This window comes from Streptomyces rubellus, from assembly GCF_036323805.1.
Classification (GTDB): Bacteria; Actinomycetota; Actinomycetes; order Streptomycetales; family Streptomycetaceae; genus Streptomyces.
In genome coordinates this window covers 223,197-249,103 of record NZ_JAZDCX010000004.1, presented here as the reverse complement: position 1 = coordinate 249,103, position 25,907 = coordinate 223,197, and the positions used below count along the sequence as shown (strand labels likewise).

Sequence of the window (25,907 nt, the reverse complement as noted above, 5' to 3'; positions counted from 1 at the left end):
CATGCGAGCTGTTGCATAAATCTTCCCTCATTTGTATAGTCATGCCATCCATGAGGAGGAGAACGATGGCGGTGCGAGCGGCGGTGGCGGGGGCGAGCGGCTATGCGGGAGGTGAGCTCCTGCGCCTGCTGGCCGGGCATCCCGAGGTCGAGATCGGTGCGCTGACGGGCAACTCGAACGCGGGCCGCCGCCTGGGCGAGCTCCAGCCGCATCTGGCGCCGCTGGCCGACCGGGTCCTGGAGCCCACCACTGCCGAGGTGCTGGGCGGCCACGACGTGGTGTTCCTGGCGCTGCCGCACGGCCAGTCCGCGGCGGTCGCCGAGCAGCTCGGCGACGAGGCCCTGGTCGTCGACTGCGGTGCCGACTTCCGGCTGCGGGACGCGGGTGACTGGGAGCGTTTCTACGGCAGCCCGCACGCCGGCACCTGGCCGTACGGCCTCCCCGAGCTGCCGGGGGCCCGCGACGCGCTGACGGGGTCCCGGCGCGTCGCGGTCCCCGGCTGCTATCCGACGACCGTGTCGCTGGCGCTGTTCCCGGCCTTCGCGGCCGGCCTGGTCGAGCCGGACGTGGTGGTGGTCGCGGCCACCGGCACCTCCGGGGCGGGCAAGGCGCTCAAGCCACACCTGCTGGGCAGCGAGGTGATGGGCTCGATGAGCCCGTACGGCGTCGGCGGCGGCCACCGGCACACCCCGGAGATGGTCCAGAACCTCTCGGCCGTGGCGGGCGAGCGGGTGACCGTCTCCTTCACCCCCACCCTCGCCCCGATGTCACGCGGCATCCTCGCCACCTGCACCGCGAAGGCGAAGCCGGGGCTGGACGCCGGCCGGCTGCGCGAGGCGTACGCCAAGGCGCTGGCCGCCGAGCCGTTCGTGCGCCTGCTGCCGGAGGGGCAGTGGCCCTCCACGGCGGCCGTGTACGGCTCCAACACGGTGCTTCTCCAGGTCGCCCTCGACGAGGCGGCCGGCCGTGTCATCGCCATCGGCGCCCTGGACAACCTCACCAAGGGCACCGCGGGCGGTGCGGTGCAGAGCATGAACATCGCCCTCGGCATCCCCGAGGAGACCGGACTGCCGGTGACCGGGGTCGCTCCGTGAGCGGGCCCCGCACGGCGGACGGCGGCGGGACGGACGGGACGGACGGGGACGGGACGAACGGAGAGACGCAGTGAGCGTGACCGCGGCGAAGGGATTCACGGCGGCGGGCATCGCCGCCGGGATCAAGGAGAACGGCAACCCCGACCTGGCCCTGGTCGTCAACAACGGGCCGCGCCTGGCCGCCGCCGGCGTGTTCACCGCCAACCGGGTGAAGGCCGCCCCGGTCCTGTGGTCCGAGCAGGTCCTCAAGGGGGGTGTGGTCTCGGCGGTCGTCCTCAACTCCGGCGGCGCCAACGCCTGCACCGGCCCGCTCGGCTTCCAGGACACCCACGCCACCGCCGAGAAGGCCGCCGAGGTGCTCGGCCACAACGCCGGCGAGGTGGCCGTGGCCTCCACCGGCCTGATCGGCATCCGGCTGCCGATGGACAGGCTGCTGCCGGGCGTCGAACGGGCCGCCGGTGAACTCTCCGAACACGGCGGGGAGAAGGCCGCCCTCGCCATCAAGACCACCGACACCGTGCACAAGACCGCCGTCGCCGGGGGCGAGGGCTGGACCGTGGGCGGCATGGCCAAGGGCGCGGGGATGCTCGCCCCCTCGCTGGCCACCATGCTGGTGGTCCTGACCACCGACGCCGACGTCGACTCCCCGGGTCTGGACGCGGCGCTGCGCGAGGCCACCCGCACCACCTTCGACCGGATCGACTCCGACGGCTGCCTGTCCACCAACGACACCGTGCTGCTGCTCGCCTCCGGGGCCTCCGGGATCACCCCGGACGAGGCGGAGTTCGCCGAGGCGGTACGGGCCGTCTGCGCCGATCTGGCCCGGCAGCTCATCGGCGACGCCGAGGGCGCGTCCAAGGACATCCGCATCGAGGTCGTGAACGCGGCCAGCGAGGACGACGCCGTGGAGGTCGGCCGCTCCATCGCCCGCAACAACCTCCTCAAGTGCGCCGTCCACGGCGAGGACCCCAACTGGGGGCGGGTGCTCTCCGCCATCGGCACCACCTCCGCCGTCTTCGAGCCCGACCGGCTGAACGTCGCCATCAACGGTGTGTGGGTGTGCAAGGGCGGCTCGGTCGGAGAGGACCGCGAGCTGGTCGACATGCGCTACCGCGAGGTGGTCATCACCGCAGACCTGGCCGCGGGCGACGCCTCCGCCGTCGTCTGGACCAACGACCTCACCGCCGACTACGTCCACGAGAACAGCGCCTACTCATCATGAGCACACGCAGGCACAAGGCCCTGCCCAAGGCACAGATCCTCATCGAGGCACTGCCCTGGCTGACCCGCCACCACGGCAAGACCGTCGTCATCAAGTTCGGCGGCAACGCCATGGTCGACGAGGACCTGAAGGCGGCCTTCGCCCAGGACGTGGTCTTCCTGCGGCACGCCGGCCTCAAACCGGTGGTCGTCCACGGCGGCGGACCGCAGATCAGCGCCCATCTCGACAAGCTGGGCCTGGTCAGCGAGTTCAAGGCCGGACTGCGGGTCACCACCGACGAGGCCATGGACGTGGTCCGGATGGTGCTGGCCGGCCAGGTGCAGCGCGAGCTGGTCGGCCTGCTCAACCGGCACGGGCCGCTGGCCGTCGGCATGACCGGCGAGGACGCGCACACCATGACCGCCACCAAGCGCTACGCGCGCATCGACGGCGAACGGGTGGACATCGGCCGGGTCGGCGAGATCACCGAGGTCGACGCGGGCGCCGTCCAGGCGCTGCTGGACGACGGCCGCATCCCGGTGATCTCCTCCATCGCCCGCAGCGCCGACGACGGACACGTCTACAACATCAACGCCGACACCGCCGCCGCCGCGCTCGCCGCCGCGCTGGGCGCGGAGACGCTGATGGTCCTCACCGACGTCGAGGGCCTCTACGAGGACTGGCCCAACAGCGACGACGTGATCAGCCGGCTCACCGCGAGCGAGCTGGAGAGGCTGCTGCCGGACCTGGCCAGCGGCATGGTCCCCAAGATGGAGGGCTGCCTGTACGCCGTGCGCAACGGCGTGCGGACCGCCCGCGTCATCGACGGACGCGTCCAGCACTCCATCCTGCTGGAGATCTTCACCGACGAGGGCATCGGGACCATGGTCGTGCCCGACGAGGACCGGGACAGCGGCCAGGACGGCGACGAGGGGAAGGACAGGACATGACCGCCCACGGCAGCGGCAGCGCCGCGGACTCCGGCAACACCGCGCTCACCCGGCGCTGGCAGCGGGTGCTGATGGACAACTACGGCACCCCGCGCGTCCCCCTCACCCACGGCGAGGGCGCCCGGCTGTGGGACGCCGACGGCAGGGAGTACCTGGACTTCGTCGGCGGCATCGCCGTCAACTCGCTCGGCACCGGGCACCCGGCGGTCGTCCGCGCCGTCTCCGACCAGATCGCCCTGCTGGGCCACGTCTCCAACCTCTTCGTCGCCGAACCGCCGGTCGCCCTGGCCGAACGGCTGCTCCGGCTCTTCGGGCGGCCCGGGCGCGTCTACTTCTCCAACTCCGGCGCGGAGGCGGTGGAGGCCGCCTTCAAGATCGGCCGCCGGACCGGCCGCGCGCACATGGTCGCCACCCACGGCGGTTTCCACGGCCGCACCATGGGGGCGCTGGCGCTGACCGGACAGCCCGGCAAACGGGATCCCTTCCTGCCGCTGCCCGGCGAGGTCACCCATGTCCCCTACGGCGACGCCGACGCGCTGCGGGCGGCCGTCACCGGGGAGACCGCCCTGGTGATCCTGGAGCCGGTCCAGGGCGAGAGCGGTGTGATCGTGCCGCCCGAGGGCTATCTGGCCGCGGCCCGGGAGATCACCGCCGCCACCGGCGCCCTGCTGGTGCTCGACGAGGTCCAGACGGGCATCGGGCGCACCGGCCACTGGTTCGCCGGCCAAGCCGAGGGCGTCGAGCCCGATGTGGTCACCCTCGCCAAGGGGCTGGGCGCCGGGCTGCCCATCGGCGCCACGGTCGCCTTCGGGGACGCCGCCGAGCTGCTGACGCCCGGTCAGCACGGCTCCACCTTCGGCGGCAACCCGGTGGCCTGCGCGGCGGCGCTGGCGGTACTGGACACCATCGAGTCCGAAGGCCTTCTCGACCACGTCAAGCGGGTCGGGAACCGGCTGCGCGACGCCGTCTGGGCGCTCGGCCACCCGCTGGTGGACCAGGTCCGCGGCGCCGGGCTGCTGCTGGGTATCGTACTGACCGAACCCGTCGCGCCCCAGGTGCAGCAGGCCGCCCAGGACGCGGGCCTCCTGGTGAACGCGTGCGCCCCGGACGTCATCCGGCTCGCCCCGCCGCTGATCATCAGCGAGGACGAGGCGGACACCCTGGTCCGCGCACTTCCCGCCGTCCTCGACACCGTCGACGGGACCCGACGAGCCGGAGACTGAACGAGACGATGAGCGAGGCGCAGGCAGGAAACAACGGCGGCCCGGCCGTACCCCACACGCGGACGGCCCGGCACCGCCGGATCGTGGAGATCCTGGGCCGCGAGCCGGTCCGTTCCCAGAGCCAGCTCGCCAAGCTCCTGGCCGACGACGGGCTGAGCGTCACCCAGGCGACGCTCAGCCGGGACCTCGACGAACTGGGCGCGGTGAAGATCCGCAACACCGGCGGCGAGCTGATCTACGCCGTCCCCGGCGAGGGCGGCGACCGCACGCCCCGGGCGCCGCTGGGGGAGTCCGCCAGCGAGGCGCGGATGGCGCGGCTGGCCGGCGAACTCCTCATCTCCGCCGAGGCCTCGGCGAACCTGGTGGTGCTGCGCACCCCGCCCGGCGCCGCCCAGTTCCTGGCCTCGGCCATCGACCAGGCGGAGGTCCACGACATCATCGGCACCATCGCGGGCGACGACACCCTGCTGCTGATCAGCCGTCACCCCACGGGCGGCCAGGCGCTGGCCGACCATCTGCTGCGGCTGGCCCAGAACTCTCCGGGACCGCGGCACCCGCACCGCTGAGCCGGGAGGACCTGCGCGATCCGCACGGTCCGGGGGAGGGCTAGGAGCCGGCGCCGCCCCGCTCCCGTCCGGCCGCGGCCCGCCACTCCTCGGCCAGCAGCGCCCAGACCTGCAGGTCGTGCCGCTGCCCGCCCATGGCGAACACACTGCGCAGGGTGCCCTCGTACGTCATGCCCAGCCGCTCCGCCACCGCGATGCTGGGGCCGTTGGCGGGGGACACCAGCCACTCCACCCGCGCGATGCCGCGCTCACCGACCGCCCAGTCGATCATGCGGCGGGCGGCGGTGGTGACCAGCCCGCGCCCCTGGGCCTCGGGCGCCAGCCAGGCGCCCAGCTCGCAGGAGCCCTCCCGGACGTCGAAGAGCCGGAACATCATGCCGCCGACGAGCGCGCCGTCGAGCCGGATGCCGTAGAGCCGGCCCCGGTCGGCGGCCTGCTCGTCCGCGTAGCGCTGGAGGAAGGACCGGGCCGAGGCGGTGTCGGTGACGGAGTGCGCCCACGGCAGCCAGGGCGTCAGATGGCCGCGCACCCGGTCGGTGTAGGCGGCCAGTTCCGCCGCCTGCCACGGTTCCAGGGGGCACAGTTCGGCGCCGTCGCCGAGCGGAGCGCTGAGCATGGGGCCTCCGGAGGTCCTCCGGGCGCACCGGCGCCGCGGAGATCGGACGGGCTGTCACCGTAACCGGCCCCGCCGCCCCGGACCACCGGGTTCCGGCGGGTGCCGGGCCGTGTGTCAGCCGGGCCGCTTGTGGAAGAGGGTGGTGGGCCGCAGCACGCCCTCGGTGTCGGCGGCGTAGTCGGGGATGGTGCCCGCCTCGGTCCAGCCGGCCGAGCGGTAGAGGCGCTCGGCCGGGCTGCCGGTCTGGGTGTCCAGGACCAGCAGGGTGATCCCCGAGGCGCCCGCCGCCCGCTCGGCCGTCGTCAGCAGCCGCCGCCCCAGCCCCCGGCCGCGCGCCCGCCGGTGCACGACCAGCTTGGCGAGCTCGGCGCGGTGGCGGCCGTTGGGCATGCCGCCCGTCCGCAGCTGCACGGTGCCGGTGATCCGCCCGTCGCCGTCCCGGGCGGCCCACACCGTCGTCCGCCCGTCGGCCACCTCGGGGGCCAGGCTCTCCCACCAGGCCGCGACGCCCGCCCGGTCGGCGGGGGCGAGGAAGCCGATCGAGGAGCCGCCGGCGACGGCGTCGCACACCAGCTCGGTGAGCCCGTCGCGGGCGGCGGGGAACTCGGCGGCCGACAGCCGGGTGATCACCGGTGTGGCGCTGTTCACGTGTTCGGTTCGCACCGCCTGATGAAACCGCCCCCGCCCGACCCGCCGCAAGGCCGTTCCGCCCGCCGGTCACACGGGATCGGCGGCGGGGGCCGGCGGCAGGGGCAGCGGCAGGCCGGGAAGGCCGTCGATGCTGGTGGCGACGTGCTCCTTGGCCCGGAAGTACGCGTCGAGGCTCTCGTCGTCCTCCCGGGCGAAGCGCGAGCCGTGCAGCGGGCGTTCCCCCTCGTACGTCATCAGGGGGACGGCGAACCCGCAGGTGTCGCGGATCAGTTCGGCGGTGACCACGATGATCGCGCGCAGCCCGTGCCGGGTGTGGTCGATGTCGGGGAAGCGGACGATCAGCTCCTTCCAGCGCGGGTCGTCGCGGAAGACGGGCTCGCCGCGGCCGTGGACGCGCACGATGTTCGGCGGGCCGGAGAAGGCGCACCACATCAGGGTGATCCGGCCGTTCTCCCGCAGATGGGCGACGGTCTCGGCGTTGGAGCCGGCGAAGTCCAGATAGGCGACGGTGCGTTCGTCGAGGACGGCGAAGGAACCCCTCAGCCCCTTGGGGGAGAGGTTCACGGTGCCGTCGGCGGACAGCGGGGCGGTGGCGGTGAAGAAGACCGGCTGTTCCTCGATGAAGTCCCGCAGCCGGCCGTCGATGCGTCCGTACGTCTTTCCCATGACCGGCATGATCCCCCAGCCGCCGTGTGCACGACAGGGAATTCCGGTGCGGGCCGGAACCATGGCGGACGGCAGGACGCACCGCGTGGACGTACGGCCGGGCCGGGGGCACGCCGGGGGGCGAGGAGGCCGGCCCCGGCGACGGCGGCGGGTGCCGGCTGACCGACCCGGCCGCCACCGCGGTGAACCGCTCCGTGCCGTGCCGGACTGTGCGTTGACGAATCATGCGGCTAGGCGCATAATTATGCGAGCCGCGCATGGGTCGTGCGCATGGATCGTGCGGGGCCCGTGGCGGAGCGTGCCGTACTCACCTGCTCCGGTGGCCCGGACACCTCCGTCCGCATCGGCCGGACCGCCCGAGGGGACGAGCGCCGAGGACGCCGGCCGGCGCTCCCGGGCGCCGCTCCACGGCCCCGGCCCGGCCGCCCGCGCGCAGCACACCCACCACCCGCACGAGGAGTACCCGATGACCAACGGCCCGCAGACCTCCACCCCCGCCGCGGGCGGCGACGTACGGCTGTGGGGCGGCCGGTTCGCCGACGGACCGGCCGAGGCGCTGGAGAGGCTCTCCGCCTCCGTCCACTTCGACTGGCGGCTGGCCCCCTACGACATCGCCGGGTCGCGGGCGCACGCGAAGGTGCTGCACACCGCCGGGCTGCTCACCGCCGAGGAACTGGAGAAGATGCTCGCCGGGCTCGACCGGCTGGCGGCCGACGTCGCCGACGGCTCCTTCACCGGCACCGTCGCCGACGAGGACGTGCACACCGCCCTGGAGCGCGGGCTGCTGGAGCGCCTCGGCCCGGAGCTGGGCGGCAAGCTGCGCGCCGGACGCTCCCGCAACGACCAGGTGGCCACGCTGTTCCGGATGTACCTGCGCGACCACGCCCGGATCATCGGCGGTCTGCTCGCCGACCTGAACGAGGCGCTGGTCGCCCTGGCCGAGGCCCACCCGGACGTGGCGATGCCCGGCCGCACCCACCTCCAGCACGCCCAGCCGGTCCTCTTCGCACACCATGTCCTCGCCCACGTCCAGGCGCTGTCCCGGGACGCCGAGCGGCTGCGGCAGTGGGACGCCCGTACCGCCGTCTCGCCCTACGGCTCCGGTGCGCTGGCCGGCTCCTCGCTCGGCCTGGATCCGCAGGCCGTCGCCGCCGACCTGGGCTTCGAGCACGGCTCGGCGGCCAACTCCATCGACGGCACCGCCTCGCGCGACTTCGTCGCCGAGTTCGCCTTCATCACCGCGATGATCGGGGTCGACCTGTCCCGGATCGCCGAGGAGGTCATCATCTGGAACACGAAGGAGTTCTCCTTTGTGACCCTCCACGACGCCTTCTCCACCGGTTCCTCGATCATGCCGCAGAAGAAGAACCCGGACATCGCCGAGCTGGCGCGCGGCAAGTCCGGGCGGCTCATCGGCAACCTCACCGGCCTGCTGGCCACCCTCAAGGCGCTGCCGCTGGCCTACAACCGCGACCTGCAGGAGGACAAGGAGCCCGTCTTCGACTCCTGCGACCAGCTGGAGGTGCTGCTCCCGGCGTTCACCGGGATGATGGCCACCCTCACCGTCAACCGGGAGCGGATGGCCGAACTGGCCCCGGCCGGCTTCTCGCTGGCCACCGACATCGCCGAGTGGCTGGTCAAGCGGGGCGTGCCGTTCCGCGAGGCGCACGAGGTCGCGGGCGAGTGCGTCAAGGTCTGCGAGGTGGCCGGGATCGAACTGGACCAGCTCACCGACGAGCAGTTCGCGAAGATCTCCCCGCACCTGACGCCCGAGGTCCGCACCGTGCTGAGCGTCCCCGGGGCGCTGGCCGCCCGCGACGGGCGCGGCGGCACCGCGCCGTCGGCGGTCGCCGTCCAGCTCGCCGAGGTGAGGGACGACCTGGCCCGGCAGCGGGCCTGGGCGGACGCGGCCCCGGGCGGCACTCCGGGCGGTGGGGCGCGGGCGGCCGGAGGCCGGTGAGGAACATCCCGCCGGCCGGTGGCGGGTCGGCCGGATGGGGCCCGCACCGCTCACTCCGGACGTGACACGGCGGCGCGGCGAACCGTGGGACGGCCACCTCCGGCCCGGGGGTGGCCGTCGCGTTCCGGGGCCCTCCGCCGTGGTCGCCCCCGGCGGGGGCCGGGCGGTCGCATGCCGTGCCACCCGGCTCAGTGGGCCGTCCAGCCACCGTCCACGGGGAGGACCGCGCCGGTCAGGTACGACGCGGCCGGACCGGCGAGCAGCAGGACGGCGCCGGAGGGCTCGGCCGGATCCGCCCAGCGTCCGGCCGGGACCCGGTGCGCGAGGAACTCCCGCACCCGCGGGTCGTCGTCGGCACCGCTCGTTGAGCGGGGTGCGGAACGGGCCGGGCGCCAGGGCGTTGACGCAGATCCCGGAGCCCGCGAGTTCCACGGCCAGGCTCCTGGTCAGCTGGACCACCGCTCCCTTGGACGCGGCGTAGCCGGCGCGGCCGGCGGCGCCGACGAGACCGAGCGCACTGGCCAGGGTGACGATGCGTCCGTGGCCGGCGGAGCGCATCACCGGTACGGTCGCCCGGCAGGCCAGGAAGGTGCCGGTGACGTTGGCCTCCAGGCATTACCGGAAGGCAGCGGGATCCAGTTCGGCGATGCCGCCCCGGGCCTGGACGCCGGCGCTGGTCACCAGCACGCCCAGCCGGCCGTACCGGGCGACCGTCTCACCGACGAGCCCGCCGACGGCCTGTTCGTCGGTGACGTCGCAGGCCAGCCCCAGCGCGGGCCGGCCGCCCCCGGCGGTGATCCGCGCCGCGGCGCTCCGGCACCCCGCGAGGCGGCGGCTCGCCACCACGGTGCGGGCGCCGGCCCGGGCCAGCGTTCGCGCGATCCCCGGCCCCAGCCCCGACGAACCACCGGTGACCAGCGCCACCTGCCCGGCGAGCTCGCCGCCGGGCGAACCCGTGGACCCGCTCCCGCCCATGTGTCCTCTCCCTTCCACATCCCCTCCGGGCAGTCCGCCGACCGGCCCCCGGCCCGCCCGGCACGGGGTGTGATCGACACGTTACGGGCACTGCCGTGCGGGGCAGACGGCGGGTGACGCGCCGCCGGCGCGGCCGGGCCGTCGGACCGGCCGGGAACCGACAAGGAGGAACCGGGCATGAGGGAAGAGCTGTGCCTGTACGACCTGCAGGCGCTGGAGTGCTCCGGACCGGCGGACTCGTCGGGCCGGGCGGACACGGCCGCCCAGAGCATGACGAGCCTGATCATGTGCGACCACTGCTCCGAGCTGTCCATCGCGCTGTGCGACCCGAGCTGCCCCTGAGTCATCGGCGTACGCACGGTCGTACGGTCCGTCATGGGCCGCGGCGGACAGGGCGGACGCGGGGCCGGGCTCCCGGGCCCGGCCCCGTCTCACTCCTCCCGCAGTTCCGTCAGCCGGGCCGGGTCGTCGCGCGCCGTCTCCCGCTCGTCGGCGGTGAGGCCGACGGCCGAGGCCCTCTCCGGCAGGGTTGCCGCCCGTTCCGGGTCGTCGGGCCGCCGTGCGAGATCACTCCGCAGCACCAGCAGCCGCAGCAGCTGCACGGGAGTGGGCCGCCACGCGGGGACGGTCCCCCCGCCGGCCGCTCCTTCCGCCGCCCCGGCCTCGTCCGCCACCGCCAGCGCCCGGTCGAGGACCCGCGCGGCGGTCTCGGGGTCCTGCCGGGAGTCGGCGAGCAGTGTCGCCGACTGCAGGACGCGGGCGACCCTCTCCCGGGGCGCGGGCGGGTGGCGGAGGTCGCCACCGGTCCGCTGCCCGACGCGCAGGCAGTTGCCGCCGGGGTCGGACACCAGGAACTGCCGTGTCCCGTAGGGCATGTCCTTCAGCGGGCCGATCCGGGGCAGCCCGCGGGACGGGACCTTCCCGTAGGTCTCCTTCAGCCCGGCGCGGAAGGCGGCGTACAGGGCGTCCACGTCATCGGTGGAGATGTGGCAGGTGCTGTACGACTGGGCGGGGTCGTACCGCTTCATGCCGAAGAAGTGCAGCTCGACGCCGCCGCGCACGACGACGGCGTACGGATTGGGGCTCCGCTGCTCGAAGGTGGTTTCGAAGCCGAGTGCGGCGTAGAAGTCGAGCACCGGCGGAAGGGTGCGGCACGGCAGGATCGGGGTCGTCGTCTCGGTCATGCCGCCATGGTAGTCAAAGTTGACTAGATGGGGGTCGAACAACCGGTGGGGCCCCGCCCCACCGGTCTCCGCGGTGGCTCAGGCCGCCTTGGCCTTGGTGGCGTAGACGTCCACGTACTCCTGGCCGGACAGCCGCATCACATGGCTCATCACCTCGTCGGTCACGGCCCGCAGCACATAGCGGTCGCGGTCCATGCCCTCGTAGCGCGAGAAGTCCAGCGGCTCACCGAAGCGGACCGTGATCCGGCGGCCCGGGCCGACCCGGGGCAGCCCGCTGCCACCCGGCTGGACGCGGTCGGTGCCGATCATCGCGAACGGGACCACCGGCGCGCCGGTCATCAGCGCCAGCCGGGCGATGCCGGTGCGCCCGCGGTACAGCCGGCCGTCGGGGGAGCGGGTGCCCTCCGGGTAGATGCCGAAGATCCTGCCCTCCTCCAGCACCCGACGGCCCGTCATCAGTGCGGCCACGCCGCCGCGCCCGCCGTCGCGGTCCACGGGGATCATGCCGGCGCCGGTGAAGAACCAGGCCATCAGCCGGCCCTTGAGGCTGGTGCCGGTCACGTACTCGTCCTTGCCGATGAAGAAGACCTGCCGGTCGACGACGAGCGGGAGGATCATCGAGTCGATGAAGGTGAGATGGTTTCCGGCCAGGATCACCGGACCGCTCCCCGGAATGCGCCCGGCCCCGTGGACCCGCGGCCGGAACAGCACGCGCAGCAGCGGGCCCAGCAGCGCCTTGATGAGCAGGAAACGGGACAACATGCCCTCCGGTCGTGATGGTCGGTACGCGCACCCGCGCAGGTGGTGACGATACTCGCGTTCCCCGGCGGAGCGCGCGCCGGGCCCTCCCGCACAAGGCCGGGCGCGCGCGTTCACTGCGGTTTCCTGTTCCCGCCGTACTCCGGCCGGTCCCCGCCTGCCGGCTCGTCTTCGTCATCAGCTCTGCGACCAGCCCCGGCAGTCCCAAGGACACCGCCGTTCGACGTCCACAGGGGTGTCAATGCCGTCCGTCGAGCAACCGGGCGCACGTCGGCAGAATCGTGTCTCTGTCGACGACGTGCCAGCCGTGGCGGGCGGAGAGCGCGCGGAGTTCCGCGCCGGGGTCGAAGGCGATGGCCATGTCGACGTGCGCGAAGATCTCCGCGTCCGAGTCCGCGTTCCCGATGGCGATGGCCCTCCGGCGGGCGAACTCGTCGGACGCCGTCAGCTCACGTATGACGGAGTCCTTGCCGCCGGGCAATCCGGGAGCGCAGGTGAGGCGCTCGGTGAAACGGCCGTCCACCACCTCCGTCAGTGCGCCGCGTCCCCAGCTGAGGGCCAGGTCGCCGACCGCTTCCTGGATGGGCATGTCGGCGTTCCCGGAGATCAGGTGGATTCTGTAGTCATGGGCCTTGAGCAGGTCGATCAGGTCGTCGGCGAAGGGGAAGAGCCTGCGGCGGCACGTCTTCCACGTCCTGGCGGCGGTGACCTGCGCCTCGGCGTACGGGATTCCCCGCAGCGCTGCCGCGTAGCAACGGTAGGCCTCGGCCATGACGCTCGCACGCGGTTCCTCCATCGCGGCGTAGCGGTCGATGGCCCGCAGGCAGGCCATTGCCTCGTCGCGATCGCAGGCCCCGTCCTCGATCAGGTCGTTCAGGTACTGGGTGCCCAGTACGCCGGGCAGGAGTGTGCCGTCCAGGTCCAAGATGGCGTGGTTCACGGGTGCTCGTTCCGGGTCGGTGGGCGCGGGCTCCGCGTCATGATTCGCGCTCTGTGCTCGTGCGGCGAGGTGCTCGCCGGAGAACTCGGCCGGCTTCGCCACGGCGGGGGTGGCGTACTCGCCGCGGTCGCGGAGGTCTGTTACGGGGCGCGCCGTCGACCCAGGACAGCTCCTTGGTTTCGGTGGCCTTCTCGATCGACTGGCTGCTGAAGCAGCCGGTGCCGGACTCGCTGCCGCCGGTCATCAGCAACGGGCGGGGCGAGATGAGGTGGATCATCGTGTACGGACCGAACCGCGCGATGTGGCCGATGCCGCGGACCGCGAGCCGGTTCACCGGCCGGTGATGCCCACCGCGCGAGGTGAGGCAGTGCTCCCAGCCCTCCCGGTACGGGTGGCATGCCCGTCAGCTCCTCCGGTGTCTCGGGGACGACGGGTGCCAGGAACACGTCCTCGCCGCGGGCCTCCGCTGTCCGCAGCCGTCCCACCGTGCCGAGCATGCCCCGGACGACGTCCTCGCTGAGCTGGAGGGGGTTCTCCAGGAGACGCGGCTCGCCCTCGCTCTCACCGTGGTGCGCGGCGCCGAAGGCCGGTGCGGCGGAACCCCGCTGGGCCAGGCGCCCGGCGTGGACGGTGGCGGTCCGCTCCTTCGCTCCTCCCCGCGGGCGAGACACCACGGCGGCCGGGAGACGGTCCTTCTGATGGCCGTCGGGCGGATGCGGGTGCCCGGCGAGCGTCAGCCCGCCGCTCCGGAACGTGATGTCCGTCTTCATGCCCCGCTGGTTCCACCGCTCTCGGTCCTGTCGAGGGCGAAGACGCGGAAGACGTTGCGGCCACTGGTGTCGAGGTAGTTCTGGTACGCGGGGCCGAAACTGGTGAAGTACCGCCAGACTTCGTCGTGTTCCTCTCCGGCGAGCAGTCGGGCCGTGACGGGCACGACGCGGTTGCCCACGGTGACCGTCGCGTGTGGAGTGGCGAGCAGGTTGGTGGACCAGGCGGGGTGGTTCCGGCGCCCGAAGTTCGACGCGACGACGGCGAACGTGTCACCGTGTGGCTTGTAGAACAGCGGAGTGGAACGCGGTTGCCCGGTGCGGCGGCCGGTGGTGGTGAGCAGCAGGGTGCCGGCTCCGGTGGTGCCGCCGACACTGAAGCGTCCTTTGGTGCGGGCGAGCAGGAACCTGTCGGCGGGGACCATCGCGGTGCGCATGACGGTGATGAACCACGGCTCGGGAGCCAGCCGGACCATGAGCTTCCATGAAAGAGCGCTGACACGTGTGCGGACCATGGGCCTTTCCGGTGTTCGTGGGCGAGGGGCGAAGGCGCGGGATCACGTGCCGCGGACGAGGTCGGCGGCACGTTCGGCGATCATGACGGTCGGGGCGTGGGTGTGCCCTCGGGTGATGCGCGGCATGACGGAGGCGTCGACGACCCGGAGGCCGGACACGCCGTGGACGCGGAGTTCCGCGTCGACCACCGCGCCGTCGTCCGCGCCCATCCGACAGGTGCCCACCGGGTGGTAGACGGTGTCCGTGCGGCGGCGGATGTGGTGCTCGACGCTGTCCGAGTCGTCGAGGTCGAGGTCCGGGTACCACGGTTCGCCGGTGTAGGGGGCGAGCGCGGCGGTGCCGAACATGCTCCGGGCGATCCCCAGACCGTGGGTCAGCCGTCGGATGTCGTCGCCCGCCGGGTCGGACAGGTAGCCGGGATCGAGCTCGGGCGCGTCGGCGGGAGAGGCGGAGCGCAGGCGGACGTACCCGGTGCTGTGCGGCTGCAACAGGACGACGGCGATGGTCAGCGCGTGGTCGGACGGTGGTTCGAGGCCATGGTTGACGAAGGCGACCGGGAGGAAGCTGAGCTCCAGGTCGGGAGCGGACTGACCGGCGTCGCTGGGGAGGAAGCAGGCCGCCTCCGCCACATTGGAGGTCATCGGACCCCGGCGGTGCAGCTTGTAGGCCTCGACCGCGGCCTGATCGCCTGCCGACGCCAGCGTGACCGGCTGAGGACAGTGGACGATCAGTGGCGTGAAGAGGTGGTCCTGCAGTCCGCTTCCGACACCGGGCAACGGGCTCACGCACTCGATGCCGTGCTCCGCGAGGTGGTCGGCGGGCCCGATACCGGACAGCATGAGCAGCTGGGGCGAGTTGATGGCGCCTGAACTGACGATGACCTCGCGCCGGGCGGTGAGCGTCACCGGCCGGCCGTCCTGGGCGAGGGCCTCGATGCCTGTGGCACGCCGGTCGGCGATGGTGATCCGCTGCACGTGCAGGTGGGTGAGGACGTCGAGGTCGGGGTGGCTGGTGGAGCGCAGGTAGCCGTCGGCGGAGCTCCAGCGCTCACCGCGGCGCTGGGTGGTCGGTATGCGCGCGGCCCCGGTGTTGTCCGCGGCGTTCACGTCCTTCGCGCTGGGGAGTCCGAGTTCCGCGCAGGCCGCGAGAAAGGCCTCGGTGGCCTCGGACTCACCGCGAACGTCCTCCACGTACAGCGGGCCGCCTGTGCCGTAGACGCCCGAGCCGTTGCCCCCGGTGCGGTGCTCGGCGCGGCGGAAGTACGGCTCGACGTCGTCGTAGGACCAGCCGGAGCCGCCGGAGGCCGCCCATCCGTCGAAGTCGGCCCGGTGGCCGCGCGTCCAGACGCTCGCGTTGATCGACGAGCTGCCGCCGAGGACACGGCCTCGTGGACAGCGGATGACGCGTCCGGCCAGGCCGGGCTGCGGCGTGGTGCGGTAGTCCCAGTCGTGTTCGCTGCCGAAGAGCGTCGGGAACGCGATGGGAATCCTGATCGCCGGGTCCTGGTCCGGCCCTCCCGCTTCGACCAGCGCGACCCGCGCCTGAGGATCGGCGGCGAGGCGAGCGGCGACCGCACAGCCGGCGGAACCCGCGCCGACCACCAGGTAGTCATAGGTTGCGTCCATGAAGGCTGTCCTTGACGTGGAAGATGGGCAGGCGCTGCTCAAGCTCGCGAAATGCGACCTTCGCCGGCAGTTTCCGTACCGCGCGGCCGACACATTCCCGCATCTCTCATAAGAGGGTCAAGGGGTTGAATATAAAACAGAACATATGTGCCGCGTTGTTGCCCGAAAAAACTGAAAAATCTTCCCGAACGACCACTTGACGCCTTGTATGTCGCCGTCTGATTATTGCGATCTCCCGTGTCGACCCCTTTGGAGATGCCCAGACCGGTCTGATTGCCCTTGAAATGGCGAGGTGGCGTGAGGTGATTTCCGTGCGCCGCGAAAGCGGAGTGACTCGATGCCGGAGGAGTTGATATTCCACCTGCAAAAGGCCGTCGGCGACCTCCTGTTCGGCGTCACGGGCGGCAGGCTCGCCTCGGTATGCGGCGCGGAATTTTGACCTCCCCCGGAGTGCACGATGCAATCAGAGGAGCGTGCGGGATGACTCAGAACGAACCGTTCGTCGAACTCGACCTCTCCATCTCCGAGAAGGCCAAGGAGTGGCAGAGTCGGGCCAGGGCGTTCGCGAGCGAGTGCGCCGTTCCGATCGGTCATCAACTCGATCTGATGAGCCCCGAGGAAGCGGTGGCGCCCGGATCGCCCTATTTCGAGTTCATGGCCAGGGCTCGGGATGGGGGCTTCATGAGCCTGACAGCGCCTCCGGAGTACGGCGGTCCCGGGCTCACCCGGCTGGAGGAGTACCTGGTCCTGGAGGAACTCGCCACAGGTGACGCCGGCTTGGCCACCAGTCTGTTCATTGCCCCACTGGTGTTCCAGTACGCCCACAACTCCGGTAGTCCACGGCTCGTCGAGGAACTGAGCCGCCCCTACTTCTCCGGCGAGCGCCCGGAGTGGTCGAGTTGCTTCGCCATCACCGAGCCCAACCACGGCTCGGACATGATGGCGGCCCACACGCCCTCGCTGACCGTCGCCGGCGGCGACGTCACCGCCCGCAAGGACGGAGACGGCTGGGTGATGGACGGGCGGAAAGCCGCCTGGGTCAGCTGCACGCTGACCGCCTCCCACGCGCTCGTGTGCTGCACTCTCGACTCCACGGGTCTGGCCCGCGGCGGCATCGCCATCGTCCCGCTGGACCACGACGGGGTCACCAGGGGCGCGCCACTGGACAAGCTGGGCTTGCGGTCGATGAACCAGGCACAGCTCACCTTCAACGCCGTGCGCATCCCCGAGGACTACATGCTCGTCGGCGAGGACGCCTATGCCACGGCGATGCACGCGACCCACGCCATGGCGAGTGTCTCCATGGCACTGCTGGCGTTCGGCACCGGGCGCGCGGCATACGAGGGCGCGGTGCGCTACACCCGTGAACGGGTGCAGGGCGGCAGGCCGCTGCGCGACCACCAGGCCACTCAGCTCCGCGTCTTCCGGATGTTCACCAAACTCGAAGCCGCCCGCGCGATGACGCGGGCCGTCTACACCTACAACTACGGCATGGCCGACGAGGGTGGGATCGGGTCGCTCGCGCATTCCTGCGCCAGCAAGGTGTTCGCAACGGACACCGCCTTCGAGGTCTGCGACATCGCTGTCCAGCTCTGTGGTGCTCGCGCCACTCAACGCGAAGGCGTGCGACTCGCCGACGGGTACGTCTTCTACCCGGAGAAGCTGCTCCGCGACGCCAAGTCCTTCAAGGTCGCCGATGGCGAGAACGACCTGCTCGCCTTGATCGGCGCCGCCCACCTCGACTGACTCGGGCGGGGAAGTTCTCGACGACGGCCGACGCGGTCAGGTGTTGGAGGCGATCGAGACCCGGTCCCGGTTCGGCTGCACCGCGCCCATCGGTAAGACCGGCGGCCCGCGGCTGCTTCGGCTCACCGTGCGCCTCTCCCGGAGCAGGCCTGTCGGGGCCGGCCGGAGTACGGCGGGAACAGGAAACTGCGGTGGAAGCGGGCACCTCGCCTTGCACGGGAGGGTCCGTTTCGCGCGTGTCTCCTCCGCCCCCCCTTCACGGATACCCGGGAACGGGGGCGTTTCCCCGGCCGTTCGTGCCCCGTTCCGTCCGCGGTCTCCTGGCCGAAAAGGACGCACACCTACCATGCGCGGGTTCCGCCGCCCGCCGGGCACGGAACGGATACGTGCGGGCGGCCGTGTGCGGGGAACCGCGCCCGGCCGCCACAGACGGGTGAGAGGGAGAGTGCCCATGGGACAGGTGCAGCGGCCGGGCCGCAGAACCGTACTGGGAGCGGCGGCGCTGGGCGCGGGGGCGGCGGCGCTGGGCGGTACCGCCGCGGCGGCGGAGCGGGGCGGCGGCCGGGGCCGCGGGAACCGGCTGCCGGCGCCCGCCGTCATCGCCCACCGGGGCGCCAGCGGCTACCGGCCCGAGCACACCATGGGGGCGTACGAACTCGCCCTCGCCATGGGTGCGGACGTCATCGAGCAGGACGTGGTCCCCACCCGGGACGGCCATCTGGTGTGCCGTCACGAGAACGACATCACCGGCACCACGGACGTGGCCGACCACCCGGAGTTCGCCGGCCGGAGGACGACGAAGACGGTGGACGGCACCCGGCTCACCGGCTGGTTCACCGAGGACTTCACCCTCGCCGAGCTGAAGACGCTGCGCGCCACCGAGCGCATCCCCGGCACCCGGCCCCACAACACCCTCTACGACGGCCGCTGGACGGTGCCCTCCCTGACGGAGGTGCTGGCGTGGGCGGACCGCGCGGGCCGCGAGCGCGGCCGGCCGGTGTGGCTGCACATCGAGACCAAGCACCCGAGTTACTTCCGGAAGCTGGGGCTGGGCCTGGAGGAGCCGCTGGCGAGGCTGCTGCGCCGGTACGGGCGGCACCGCGCCGGCTCGCCGACGTTCCTGCAGTCCTTCGAGCCGGGCAGCATGCGGCGGATGAGCGAACTGGTGGACACCCCGCGGGTGGTGCTGCTGTCGTCGGCCTCCTCCCGGCCGTGGGACTTCACCGAGTCCGGTGACCCGCGCACCGTGGCCGATCTGGTCACGCCCGCCGGGCTGCGGTGGATCTCCCGCTTCGCCCAGGGCATCGGCCCCACCCTCGACCTGGTGATCCCCCGGGACGCCGGGGGACGGCTGGGCGAGCCCACCTCCCTGGTGCGCGACGCCCACGCCCGGGGCCTGGTGCTCCACCCGTACACCCTGCGCAACGAGAACCGCTTCCTGCCGGCCGATTTCCGCCGGGGGACCGACCCCGACGCCTACGGGGACGCCTTCGGCGCCCTGCGGACGTACTTCGCCACCGGAATCGATGGCATCTTCACCGACCACCCGGACACGGCGCTGCTGGCCGCCGGGGACTTCCGCCGGGACTGACCCGGCCGGCCGGGACACGGCACGGCCGCGCCGGCCGCCGGTGCGCCACCTTTCCGGGTGATCATCGGCGGCCGGCGCAACCGGCCGGCCACGGACGGCGGTCCGGACAGCCGTGATCCCGCACGACTCACGACCCGGTCCGCCCGGCGGCCCGGGCCGCCTCCCGCGGTCCTCCCCACCACCCCTCCCGGCGTCTCTCCCACCCCCCCTCCCGGCGGATCTCCACCCCCTGCTGGCGGCCGAGTGCGCCGCGGAGGCGGCGGGACTGGGGATCGAACCGGCCGATCTGGAACAGGCCGTGTGGCTGCGCTGGCTGGAACACGGCCGGACGGCCGGGGCGCCGCCCCACCCGGCCCGCTGGCTGCGGACGGCGGTACGGGCCGAGGTCCGCGCCGTCCGCCGCAGGGTCCGGCGCGAGACGGCCTACGACCCGGTGACGGACAGCCCCGCGGACGGCGGGGTGCACGGCGCCGGAAGCACCGGGGCCGGCGGCCCGGAGGACCGGCTCCTGCGCGCGGAGCGGCTGCGGTCCCTCCGCACGGCGATCGGGCGGCTGCCCGGACGGTGCCCCGAACTGCTCACCGCGCTGCTGTCGTACCGCAACCCCACCTACCGGGAAGTGGCCCGTGAGTTGGGAATCTCACAGGGCAGTCTCGGACCGACTCGTTCCCGTTGCGTCGGTTGCCTGCGCACAATGCTCACGACGGAGGTTGCGCTCCCCGAAGTCCGGGGAAAGGTGCGGTAAACCACCGGCGTCATCAGGGCAGACAGTTCGGGTGCGCGACCCTCATCCCACACGTGCGCCCGGACACGACCATCCAGAGGGAGACGTGCGCACATGGGAATGAGCGTGGCCATCTCTGCGGCGAGAGAGAACGACGCCGAGCAGATCCTCAAACTGCAGTACCTGTGCTACCAGTCCGAGGCGGCGCTGTACGGCGACTACGCCATCGAGCCGCTCACCCAGTCCCTCGACGACCTGCGCGCCGAACTGGCCCGCGGCTGCGTACTCGTGGCCCGGCTCGGCGAGGAGGTCGTCGGCTCGGTACGCGGCCGGGTGGAGGACGACGGCACCGCCATGATCGACAAGCTGATCGTGCACCCCCGCATGCAGGGGCACGGCCTCGGCAGGCGGCTGCTGGCGGCGCTCGAGGAGCGGCTGGCGGAGGAACGCTCCGCCAAGCGCTACCGGCTGTTCACCGGCCACCGCAGCGACAACAACCTCCGTCTCTACCGGGGACTGGGCTACATCCCGGTGTCCACCGAGCGGGTCTCCCCCCGGCTGAGCCTGATCACCATGGAGAAGGCGGCCGTCTCCCAGGACTACGCGGCCAGCGCCTGACCCGGAGCGCACGGAGCGGGCCCCGCGGGCGGACGGACGGTGGTGTCGTCCGCCCGCCCGCGGGCTTTCCCCGGCACCCGCGGCCGCTCAGAGGGTGGTCGTGGTGCCGTCGAAGCGGCTCAGCGAGAAGGAGGCGTCCTCCCGGGTGGAGCGCTTCACCTCCCGCAGCACTCCCATGGCGATCTCCTCGCCCAGCCGCACCGACGCGGAGTAGTCCGAACGCCAGTGGACGCCGCCCATGTTGCGGCCGATGGCTATGTTGGCGGCGAGCTTGTTGAGCTCCCCGCCCACGGTGAGCCGGCCGCTGTCGTCCCCGGCGTACGGCTCCAGCCGGAGGCCGTCGGCGGAGGGCACGACCGGGTCGGCGAGGACGTGCGACTCGTCGAACCACGCCTTGAGCACCGTGGTGCACGCCCCGGCGACGGTGGCGTGCCCGGCGCCGTAGGCGGGGTGGACCGGACTGCCCTCGGGGAACGCCTGCGGCAGCAGGTAGCTGCCGGTGACGTCGTGGACCCGCTTGACCGCGGCCGAACCGAGCACCTCCTCGTCGAGGGGGTACTCCCGCCTGCCGCTGAGATGCAGGTGCAGCCGCCCGCCGAACTCCTCCGGCCGCTGCCGCCGGTGCACGTACCACTTCTGGTACCAGACCGCCTTGAGCGCCCGGGTGGCCACCTCGGTGACCAGCGACAGCACATGCGGACCGCCGTAGGTGCCGAAGCCCTCCTGGTTGCCGGAGAAGGCGTACGGGTTGCCCGCGTCCACCGGCGCGCCCGAATCCAGCAGGATCAGACAGGCGTTGAGGTACGCCTGGTACAGCGCGTCGAAGTGCACGTAGTGCGCCAGCTCGCGCGGGGTGCGGATGTAGCGCCGGTCCTCGAAGTTGCGTTTGTCGTCAGCGGGCCGGCAGCCGTTCTGCACGGCCAGCCAGGAGCCGAAGTCGGTGAGGTGGTCCTTCGGGTGCTCGAGGGTGTCCAGCCGCTGCGGGATCAGCAGTGTGCCGTAGCGGATGTCGCGCAGCAGGAACTGGGAGAGGTACGGCCCCGCGAGATCCCCCCGGGTGTCACCGCGGAAGAGGGTGGCCCAGGTCACCGTGCCGCCCTGCCGGGGGCCGCGGAAGTCCGACAGCCGGCTCAGTTCGGCGGCGGCCTCCTCCGCCAGGTCGCTGCGGCCGAAGTCGGTGAACGGCACGTCCCGCAGGAGCGCCATCCAGTACAGCTCGACCGCCTCGGCGGAGTGCCACGCGCTGTCGACGCGCGGCGCGGGCGGCACCGTCACCGCCTGCGGGTCGGGCCCCTGGAGGTCGAAGCCGAGCCCGGACTGCGGGTTGACCAGCTTGCGGTCGCCGCCCAGCGGGACGCGTTCGAAGTCCTCGGGGCGCCCGGTGTGCAGCGCCCTGAGCAGCAGCCGGTAGGCGGCCGGGTCGACCTCGCCGTTCCCGTCGTGCGGAAGGCCCTTGGAGAAGTTGGCGATGTACGGGTGGTCGGATTCCTCCCCGTTGTTGAGCTGCTGCGGTACGGGCCGTGCGAACTCGGCCTCGGCCGCCTGCACCCGCAGGTCGCGGGCATGGAAACGACGCTCACTCATGTGTTCCCCCGTGGATGTGAAGCGAGTGGTGCGCTCTACGGGGAGAAACGTGGAAAGTGCGCCGGAAGGTTGCCTTCCGTTCCAGGATGACCGAAACAGCGCGGTTTCCCGCGGCGGCCGTCCGGTCGCGCGGCTACGCCGGCCGGCGCGAGCGCCGCAGCCACACCAGGCCGACGACCGGCAGGACCAGGGGAAGCAGCAGGTAGCCCAGGCCGTACTGGGACCAGACCGTCTGGTCCGGGAAGGTCGCCGGGTCGAGCACGGTCCAGGTCCCCACCGTCAGCACTCCGGCCAGTTCCGCGCCACAGCAGACCAGCGCCACCCGGCGGGCGCCCTCGCCGCCGCGCGCCAGGGCGACGGTGATGACCACGTACACCACCGCGGCCGCCGCCGAGAGCAGATAGGCGAGCGGCGCCTCCTGGAAGCGCGTCGAGAGCTGGTAGACCGAGCGGGAGGTCGCGCCGACGGCGAAGACCCCGTACAGCGTGAGCAGCAGCCGGCCCGGGCCGTGCCCCAGGCCCGCCGGGGCGCTCCGCGCGGCGGGCGCCGGGGACGGGGATCCGGACCCGGGGCCGGCCGGGGGCCGCTCAGCCACTGCCGCCTCCCCACACGTCGTACAGCCGCACCTGGAGCACCGCCATCACCACCGCGCCCGCGGCCACCGTCGCCGAACCCCAGCGGGTGCGCTCGGCCAGCGACAGGAAGCCGACCGCGGGCAGGCAGGCCACGACACCCAGCAGATAGCCGACGAAGACCGCCGTGCCGCCCGTCGGCTCCGCGCCGCCCGCCAGCCGTACGATCCCGACGACCAACTGGACCAGTGCGAGCAGGGTCACCAGGGCCATGCCGGCGAAGTGCCAGTCCTTGGTCGGCTGGTCCCGGTAGGCCGCGAAGCCGCACCAGGCGGCCAGGGCGAGCGCGGCCACGGCGACCGCGACCGTCAGCGGGATGAGCATGTCGGCACTGTATTACGGGCGGAACCCGGCCGGGACGGCCCCCCGGCGAGCGCCCTCCGCGCGGCCCCGTACCCTGGCCCGCGTGAGGATCTCCGCCGACGCCCTGCTCTTCGACAACGACGGCACCCTGCTGTCCTCCCTGGACGCCACGGTCCGCTGCTGGACCCGCTGGGCGGGGGAGTACGGGGTGTCCGCCGCGGACTTCGACCGTGTCGGGCTCCACGGCCGCCCCGCCGCGGAGATCATCGCCGATCTGCTGCCCGCCGCCCGGGTGCCCGGCGCGCTGCGCCGCATCGAGGAACTGGAGCTGCAGGACGCGCTGGGCCCGGACGGGGGCGGGGTGGCGCCGCTGCCCGGCGCCGTGGAGCTGACCGGCGCCCTGCCCGCCGGACGCTGGGCCGTCGTCACCTCCGCGACCCGTCCGCTCGCCGACGCCCGGCTGGCGCGGGCGGGCATCGACGCGCCGCTGGTCGTCACCGCCGACGACATCACCAGGGGCAAGCCCGACCCCGAGCCCTACCTGCTGGCCGCCGCGAAGCTGGGAGTGGACCCGGCCCGCTGCGTGGTCTTCGAGGACGCCCCGGCCGGACTGGCGGCCGGGCGCGCGGCGGGCATGCGGACGGTGGCGCTGACCACGACCCACCGGCGCGCCGAACTCGTCGCGGACCTCGTGGTGGGCGATCTGTCGGCGGTGTCCGTACGGATCGCGGACGGCGGGCTGGAGCTCACCGCGGGGCGGTGAACGGCCCCGTCCGGCAGCCGTCCGCGGCCCGCGCGGCCCGCCCGGCGGTGTACGGCGACCGGCCCGGGTCCGGCGCTGCGCGCCACCGGGACGATGCTGCATGCTGTGCACTCGACCCCTTCAGTCTGGAGCGGCGCATGACATCCATCCTCCCGGAGATCTCGATCACGACGGAGCGGCTCGTGCTGCGTCCCCTCGACGAGACGGACGTCCCCGAGTTCACGGAGATGATGAACGACGAACTGGTCACCGCCTGGACCTCCGTCCCCGTCCCCTACACCGAGGACGACGCCCGGGACTGGATCACCCGGCAGGCGCCCGGGGAACGGTCCGCGGGGCGCGGCATCGTCTTCGCGGTGACCGAGTTCCTCACCCAGCGGCTGGTCGGCACCGTCCACCTGCGCAAGGTGGACTGGCGGGTGCGCTCCGCCGAGGCGGCGTACGTGATCGCGCCCTGGGCGCGCGGCGAGGGATACGCGGCCGAGTCGGTGCTGGCCGCGACCCAGTGGCTGTTCCTGGACCGGAAGTTCGAGCGGCTGGAGATCCGCACCGCCGCCGACAACACCGCCTCCCAGCAGGTGGCCCAGAAGATCGGCTGCGTCAGCGAGGGAGTGCTGCGCAACGCCTGGATAGCCCGGACCCGCACCGAGGACGGGAGCTGGACCGACATACGCACCGATCTGATCGTGTGGAGCCTGCTCCCCGAGGACCTGGACGGACCGCCCGGGGAGATGGCCGGGGCCGGCTACTCCTCCCACCCGGAGTGGCGCTGACCGCGCGGCGCTGACCGTCCGGCCGCCCGACGCCGCCGTCCCGGGCACAACGGCCCGCACCGGCCGGGGTAGTCTCACCGCGGCGGTTCCCACGCCCGTCCGCACCACCCCGCGCACCGCCGCTCCACGTACCGCCGCGCACACCACAGCGCGCCCCGCCCCGTACCGCGACCCGCCCAGGAGAAAGCCGCCGATGGCCGACCGTGTCACCGTGATCGGGTGGGACGGCTCGCCGCTGACCGAGGCCGCCCGGGCCGCCCTCGGCGCGGCCACTCTCGTCGCCGGTACCGCCCATCATCTGGCCCTGCCCGAGGTCCCGGCCGGCGCCGAGCGCATCCGGCTGGGCGGTGTGGCGGCGGCCGCCCGGCGCATCGCCGGGCACCGCGGCACCGCGGTGGTCCTCGCCGACGGGGACCCGGGCTTCTTCGGCGTCGTCCGCGCCCTGCGCGCACCCGAACACGGTCTGGAGGTGGAGGTCGTCCCCGCGGTCTCCTCCGTCGCCGCCGCCTTCGCCCGCGCCGGGATGCCCTGGGACGACGCGCGGATCGTCGTCGCCCACGGCCGTACGCTGCGCCGCGCCGTCAACGTCTGCCGGGCGCACCCCAAGGTCGCCGTCCTCACCTCGCCCGGCGCCGGGCCCGCCGAACTGGCCCTGCTGCTGGAGGGAGTGCACCGCACCTTCGTCATCTGCGAGGAACTGGGCACCGATCGCGAGCGGGTCACCGTCCTGACCTCGGACAAGGCCGCCGACCATGTCTGGCGCGATCCCAACGTGGTGATCGTGGTGGGCGGCACTCCCGGCGCCGAGCCGGTCCCTGAGCGGGGCGGCGGCTGGCTGGCCGGACACGGGGCCGGTTATCCGCCGCCCGTGCGCGGCTGGGCCCTGCCGGCCGCCGAGTACGCCGGGGCCGGCCGCGTACGGGGGACGGCCTCCGCCACCGACGGGACCCCGGCCCAGCTGCGGGCCCTGCAACTGGCCCGGCTCGGTCCCCGGCCCGGCGACCTGCTGTGGGACGTCGGGGCGGGCGACGGGGCACTCGCCGTGGAGGCCGCCCGCTTCGGCTCGGCCGTCCTGGCCGTCGAACGCGACGCGGCCGCCTGCGCCCGGATGTCCGCCGCCGCGCGGCGCTTCGGCGTACAGCTCCAGATCGTGCCCGGCGTCGCGCCCCTGGCCCTGGAGGGGCTTCCCGAACCCGATGTGGTGCGGGTCGGCGGCGGGGGAGCGCGCACGGTCGCCGCGTGCGCCGACCGCAGACCCGGGCGGATCGTCACGCACGCCGCCACCCGGGACGAGGCCGAGGCCCTCGGCCGGGTGCTGGCGGACGGCGGCTACGCGGTGGAGTGCGTGCTGCTCCAGGCCGTGGAACTGGACACCCGGGAGTGGGCCGAACGGGACCGCTCGGTCGTCTTCCTGCTGTCCGGAAGCCGGATGTGAATCCGCCGGTACGGCTCGCGCCCGGCCGGATCCGGGCCCTCCTTC

The 25,907-nt window shown here is 73.0% G+C and carries 26 protein-coding genes and 2 pseudogenes; 15 read left to right on the top strand and 13 right to left on the bottom strand.

Annotation, left to right across the window (positions count from 1 at the left end):
• Positions 1-65 precede the first annotated feature (65 nt).
• The 5 genes from argC (at position 66) to V1L54_RS06765 (ending at position 5,034) form a co-directional block, all read left to right on the top strand.
• Positions 66-1,094, top strand: coding sequence for an N-acetyl-gamma-glutamyl-phosphate reductase (argC, locus tag V1L54_RS06785; RefSeq protein ID WP_330116953.1), 1,029 nt, complete (start codon positions 66-68; stop codon positions 1,092-1,094).
• Positions 1,095-1,164: 70 nt separating this feature from the next.
• Positions 1,165-2,316 carry a bifunctional glutamate N-acetyltransferase/amino-acid acetyltransferase ArgJ gene (argJ, locus tag V1L54_RS06780; RefSeq protein ID WP_330116952.1) on the top strand — a complete coding sequence of 384 codons (1,152 nt, stop codon included), beginning with the start codon at positions 1,165-1,167 and terminating at the stop codon, positions 2,314-2,316.
• Complete coding sequence (gene argB / locus V1L54_RS06775) at positions 2,313-3,245, top strand: acetylglutamate kinase (protein WP_330116951.1); 933 nt, start codon at positions 2,313-2,315, stop codon at positions 3,243-3,245. The genes argJ and argB overlap by 4 nt, the downstream gene beginning before the upstream one ends.
• Positions 3,242-4,468: an acetylornithine transaminase gene (locus V1L54_RS06770; RefSeq protein WP_330116950.1), complete on the top strand. Its 1,227-nt coding sequence runs from the start codon at positions 3,242-3,244 to the stop codon at positions 4,466-4,468. Before argB ends, V1L54_RS06770 begins: the two co-directional genes overlap by 4 nt.
• A gap of 8 nt (positions 4,469-4,476) precedes the next feature.
• A complete protein-coding gene (locus V1L54_RS06765) occupies positions 4,477-5,034 on the top strand; it encodes an arginine repressor (RefSeq protein ID WP_330116949.1) in 558 nt (185 codons plus the stop codon).
• A gap of 40 nt (positions 5,035-5,074) precedes the next feature.
• Here the strand turns inward: V1L54_RS06765 and V1L54_RS06760 are convergent, their stop codons facing one another.
• From V1L54_RS06760 to V1L54_RS06750, 3 genes are all read right to left on the bottom strand, one after another.
• Positions 5,075-5,650: a GNAT family N-acetyltransferase gene (locus tag V1L54_RS06760; protein WP_330116948.1), complete on the bottom strand. Its 576-nt coding sequence runs from the start codon at positions 5,648-5,650 to the stop codon at positions 5,075-5,077.
• A 114-nt stretch (positions 5,651-5,764) separates the two neighbouring features.
• Positions 5,765-6,280, bottom strand: a complete 516-nt coding sequence (locus V1L54_RS06755; RefSeq protein ID WP_443076517.1) for a GNAT family N-acetyltransferase — start codon at positions 6,278-6,280, stop codon at positions 5,765-5,767.
• A gap of 87 nt (positions 6,281-6,367) precedes the next feature.
• Positions 6,368-6,967: a pyridoxamine 5'-phosphate oxidase family protein gene (locus tag V1L54_RS06750; protein WP_330116947.1), complete on the bottom strand. Its 600-nt coding sequence runs from the start codon at positions 6,965-6,967 to the stop codon at positions 6,368-6,370.
• Between the two features lie 466 nt (positions 6,968-7,433).
• On the opposite strand from V1L54_RS06750, the gene argH reads away from it, so the two are divergent.
• Positions 7,434-8,927 carry an argininosuccinate lyase gene (argH, locus tag V1L54_RS06745; protein ID WP_330117006.1) on the top strand — a complete coding sequence of 498 codons (1,494 nt, stop codon included), beginning with the start codon at positions 7,434-7,436 and terminating at the stop codon, positions 8,925-8,927.
• Between the two features lie 188 nt (positions 8,928-9,115).
• Here the strand turns inward: argH and V1L54_RS06740 are convergent.
• Together V1L54_RS06740 and V1L54_RS06735 are read right to left on the bottom strand one after the other, a co-directional pair.
• Positions 9,116-9,283, bottom strand: a pseudogene (locus tag V1L54_RS06740) (SDR family oxidoreductase); the annotation flags it as partial.
• A 7-nt stretch (positions 9,284-9,290) separates the two neighbouring features.
• Positions 9,291-9,902 (bottom strand): annotated as a pseudogene (locus tag V1L54_RS06735) (SDR family NAD(P)-dependent oxidoreductase); the annotation flags it as partial.
• A gap of 177 nt (positions 9,903-10,079) precedes the next feature.
• Between V1L54_RS06735 and V1L54_RS06730 the strand changes: the two are divergent.
• Positions 10,080-10,244 carry a SapB/AmfS family lanthipeptide gene (locus V1L54_RS06730; protein WP_330116946.1) on the top strand — a complete coding sequence of 55 codons (165 nt, stop codon included), beginning with the start codon at positions 10,080-10,082 and terminating at the stop codon, positions 10,242-10,244.
• A gap of 89 nt (positions 10,245-10,333) precedes the next feature.
• On the opposite strand, the gene V1L54_RS06725 is transcribed toward V1L54_RS06730, so the two are convergent.
• The 3 genes from V1L54_RS06725 to V1L54_RS06715 form a co-directional block, all read right to left on the bottom strand.
• Complete coding sequence (locus V1L54_RS06725) at positions 10,334-11,086, bottom strand: bleomycin resistance protein (RefSeq protein WP_330116945.1); 753 nt, start codon at positions 11,084-11,086, stop codon at positions 10,334-10,336.
• Positions 11,087-11,164: 78 nt separating this feature from the next.
• Positions 11,165-11,845, bottom strand: a complete 681-nt coding sequence (locus V1L54_RS06720) for a lysophospholipid acyltransferase family protein (protein WP_100204238.1) — start codon at positions 11,843-11,845, stop codon at positions 11,165-11,167.
• A gap of 238 nt (positions 11,846-12,083) precedes the next feature.
• Complete coding sequence (locus tag V1L54_RS06715) at positions 12,084-12,785, bottom strand: HAD family hydrolase (protein ID WP_330116944.1); 702 nt, start codon at positions 12,783-12,785, stop codon at positions 12,084-12,086.
• Between the two features lie 173 nt (positions 12,786-12,958).
• Here V1L54_RS06715 and V1L54_RS06710 point away from each other — a divergent pair, with 173 nt between their 5' ends.
• Entirely contained in the window at positions 12,959-13,129 is a 171-nt protein-coding gene (locus V1L54_RS06710) for a hypothetical protein (RefSeq protein ID WP_330116943.1), read from the top strand.
• 422 nt (positions 13,130-13,551) lie between these two features.
• Here the strand turns inward: V1L54_RS06710 and V1L54_RS06705 are convergent, their stop codons facing one another.
• Complete coding sequence (locus tag V1L54_RS06705; protein ID WP_330116942.1) at positions 13,552-14,067, bottom strand: nitroreductase family deazaflavin-dependent oxidoreductase; 516 nt, start codon at positions 14,065-14,067, stop codon at positions 13,552-13,554.
• Between the two features lie 42 nt (positions 14,068-14,109).
• On the bottom strand, positions 14,110-15,693 hold the full coding sequence (locus V1L54_RS06700; protein WP_330116941.1) for a GMC family oxidoreductase: 1,584 nt from the start codon (positions 15,691-15,693) through the stop codon (positions 14,110-14,112).
• 480 nt (positions 15,694-16,173) lie between these two features.
• Between V1L54_RS06700 and V1L54_RS06695 the strand changes: the two genes are divergently transcribed.
• From V1L54_RS06695 to V1L54_RS06680, 4 genes are all read left to right on the top strand, one after another.
• On the top strand, positions 16,174-17,439 hold the full coding sequence (locus V1L54_RS06695; protein WP_330116940.1) for an acyl-CoA dehydrogenase family protein: 1,266 nt from the start codon (positions 16,174-16,176) through the stop codon (positions 17,437-17,439).
• A gap of 451 nt (positions 17,440-17,890) precedes the next feature.
• On the top strand, positions 17,891-19,030 hold the full coding sequence (locus tag V1L54_RS06690; protein WP_330116939.1) for a glycerophosphodiester phosphodiesterase: 1,140 nt from the start codon (positions 17,891-17,893) through the stop codon (positions 19,028-19,030).
• A gap of 298 nt (positions 19,031-19,328) precedes the next feature.
• Positions 19,329-19,775: a sigma-70 family RNA polymerase sigma factor gene (locus V1L54_RS06685; RefSeq protein ID WP_330116938.1), complete on the top strand. Its 447-nt coding sequence runs from the start codon at positions 19,329-19,331 to the stop codon at positions 19,773-19,775.
• 93 nt (positions 19,776-19,868) lie between these two features.
• A complete protein-coding gene (locus V1L54_RS06680) occupies positions 19,869-20,372 on the top strand; it encodes a GNAT family N-acetyltransferase (RefSeq protein WP_330116937.1) in 504 nt (167 codons plus the stop codon).
• Positions 20,373-20,459: 87 nt separating this feature from the next.
• On the opposite strand, the gene V1L54_RS06675 is transcribed toward V1L54_RS06680, so the two are convergent.
• From V1L54_RS06675 to V1L54_RS06665, 3 genes are all read right to left on the bottom strand, one after another.
• Positions 20,460-21,956, bottom strand: coding sequence for a vanadium-dependent haloperoxidase (locus V1L54_RS06675; RefSeq protein WP_330116936.1), 1,497 nt, complete (start codon positions 21,954-21,956; stop codon positions 20,460-20,462).
• Positions 21,957-22,089: 133 nt separating this feature from the next.
• The gene (locus tag V1L54_RS06670; RefSeq protein WP_443076514.1) at positions 22,090-22,551 is read right to left on the bottom strand and encodes a hypothetical protein; all 462 of its coding nucleotides are present in this window, start codon (positions 22,549-22,551) and stop codon (positions 22,090-22,092) included.
• Complete coding sequence (locus tag V1L54_RS06665) at positions 22,544-22,912, bottom strand: hypothetical protein (RefSeq protein WP_330116935.1); 369 nt, start codon at positions 22,910-22,912, stop codon at positions 22,544-22,546. The genes V1L54_RS06670 and V1L54_RS06665 overlap by 8 nt, the downstream gene beginning before the upstream one ends.
• 82 nt (positions 22,913-22,994) lie before the next feature.
• On the opposite strand from V1L54_RS06665, the gene V1L54_RS06660 reads away from it, so the two are divergent.
• The 3 genes from V1L54_RS06660 (at position 22,995) to cbiE (ending at position 25,862) form a co-directional block, all read left to right on the top strand.
• On the top strand, positions 22,995-23,654 hold the full coding sequence (locus tag V1L54_RS06660; RefSeq protein ID WP_330116934.1) for an HAD-IA family hydrolase: 660 nt from the start codon (positions 22,995-22,997) through the stop codon (positions 23,652-23,654).
• Positions 23,655-23,791: 137 nt separating this feature from the next.
• Positions 23,792-24,427: a GNAT family N-acetyltransferase gene (locus tag V1L54_RS06655; RefSeq protein ID WP_330116933.1), complete on the top strand. Its 636-nt coding sequence runs from the start codon at positions 23,792-23,794 to the stop codon at positions 24,425-24,427.
• A 193-nt stretch (positions 24,428-24,620) separates the two neighbouring features.
• A complete protein-coding gene (cbiE, locus tag V1L54_RS06650; protein ID WP_330116932.1) occupies positions 24,621-25,862 on the top strand; it encodes a precorrin-6y C5,15-methyltransferase (decarboxylating) subunit CbiE in 1,242 nt (413 codons plus the stop codon).
• Positions 25,863-25,907 lie beyond the last annotated feature (45 nt).

Coding starts and splice junctions, on each gene's coding strand:
- argC (WP_330116953.1), top strand. CDS start 66: ATGGCGGTGCGAGCGGCGGTGGCGGGGGCGAGCGGCTATGCGGGAGGT.
- argB (WP_330116951.1), top strand. CDS start 2,313: ATGAGCACACGCAGGCACAAGGCCCTGCCCAAGGCACAGATCCTCATC.
- V1L54_RS06770 (WP_330116950.1), top strand. CDS start 3,242: ATGACCGCCCACGGCAGCGGCAGCGCCGCGGACTCCGGCAACACCGCG.
- V1L54_RS06765 (WP_330116949.1), top strand. CDS start 4,477: ATGAGCGAGGCGCAGGCAGGAAACAACGGCGGCCCGGCCGTACCCCAC.
- V1L54_RS06760 (WP_330116948.1), bottom strand. CDS start 5,650: ATGCTCAGCGCTCCGCTCGGCGACGGCGCCGAACTGTGCCCCCTGGAA.
- V1L54_RS06750 (WP_330116947.1), bottom strand. CDS start 6,967: ATGGGAAAGACGTACGGACGCATCGACGGCCGGCTGCGGGACTTCATC.
- argH (WP_330117006.1), top strand. CDS start 7,434: ATGACCAACGGCCCGCAGACCTCCACCCCCGCCGCGGGCGGCGACGTA.
- V1L54_RS06730 (WP_330116946.1), top strand. CDS start 10,080: ATGAGGGAAGAGCTGTGCCTGTACGACCTGCAGGCGCTGGAGTGCTCC.
- V1L54_RS06725 (WP_330116945.1), bottom strand. CDS start 11,086: ATGACCGAGACGACGACCCCGATCCTGCCGTGCCGCACCCTTCCGCCG.
- V1L54_RS06705 (WP_330116942.1), bottom strand. CDS start 14,067: ATGGTCCGCACACGTGTCAGCGCTCTTTCATGGAAGCTCATGGTCCGG.
- V1L54_RS06700 (WP_330116941.1), bottom strand. CDS start 15,693: ATGGACGCAACCTATGACTACCTGGTGGTCGGCGCGGGTTCCGCCGGC.
- V1L54_RS06695 (WP_330116940.1), top strand. CDS start 16,174: ATGACTCAGAACGAACCGTTCGTCGAACTCGACCTCTCCATCTCCGAG.
- V1L54_RS06690 (WP_330116939.1), top strand. CDS start 17,891: ATGGGACAGGTGCAGCGGCCGGGCCGCAGAACCGTACTGGGAGCGGCG.
- V1L54_RS06680 (WP_330116937.1), top strand. CDS start 19,869: ATGGGAATGAGCGTGGCCATCTCTGCGGCGAGAGAGAACGACGCCGAG.
- V1L54_RS06675 (WP_330116936.1), bottom strand. CDS start 21,956: ATGAGTGAGCGTCGTTTCCATGCCCGCGACCTGCGGGTGCAGGCGGCC.
- V1L54_RS06665 (WP_330116935.1), bottom strand. CDS start 22,912: ATGCTCATCCCGCTGACGGTCGCGGTCGCCGTGGCCGCGCTCGCCCTG.
- V1L54_RS06655 (WP_330116933.1), top strand. CDS start 23,792: ATGACATCCATCCTCCCGGAGATCTCGATCACGACGGAGCGGCTCGTG.
- cbiE (WP_330116932.1), top strand. CDS start 24,621: ATGGCCGACCGTGTCACCGTGATCGGGTGGGACGGCTCGCCGCTGACC.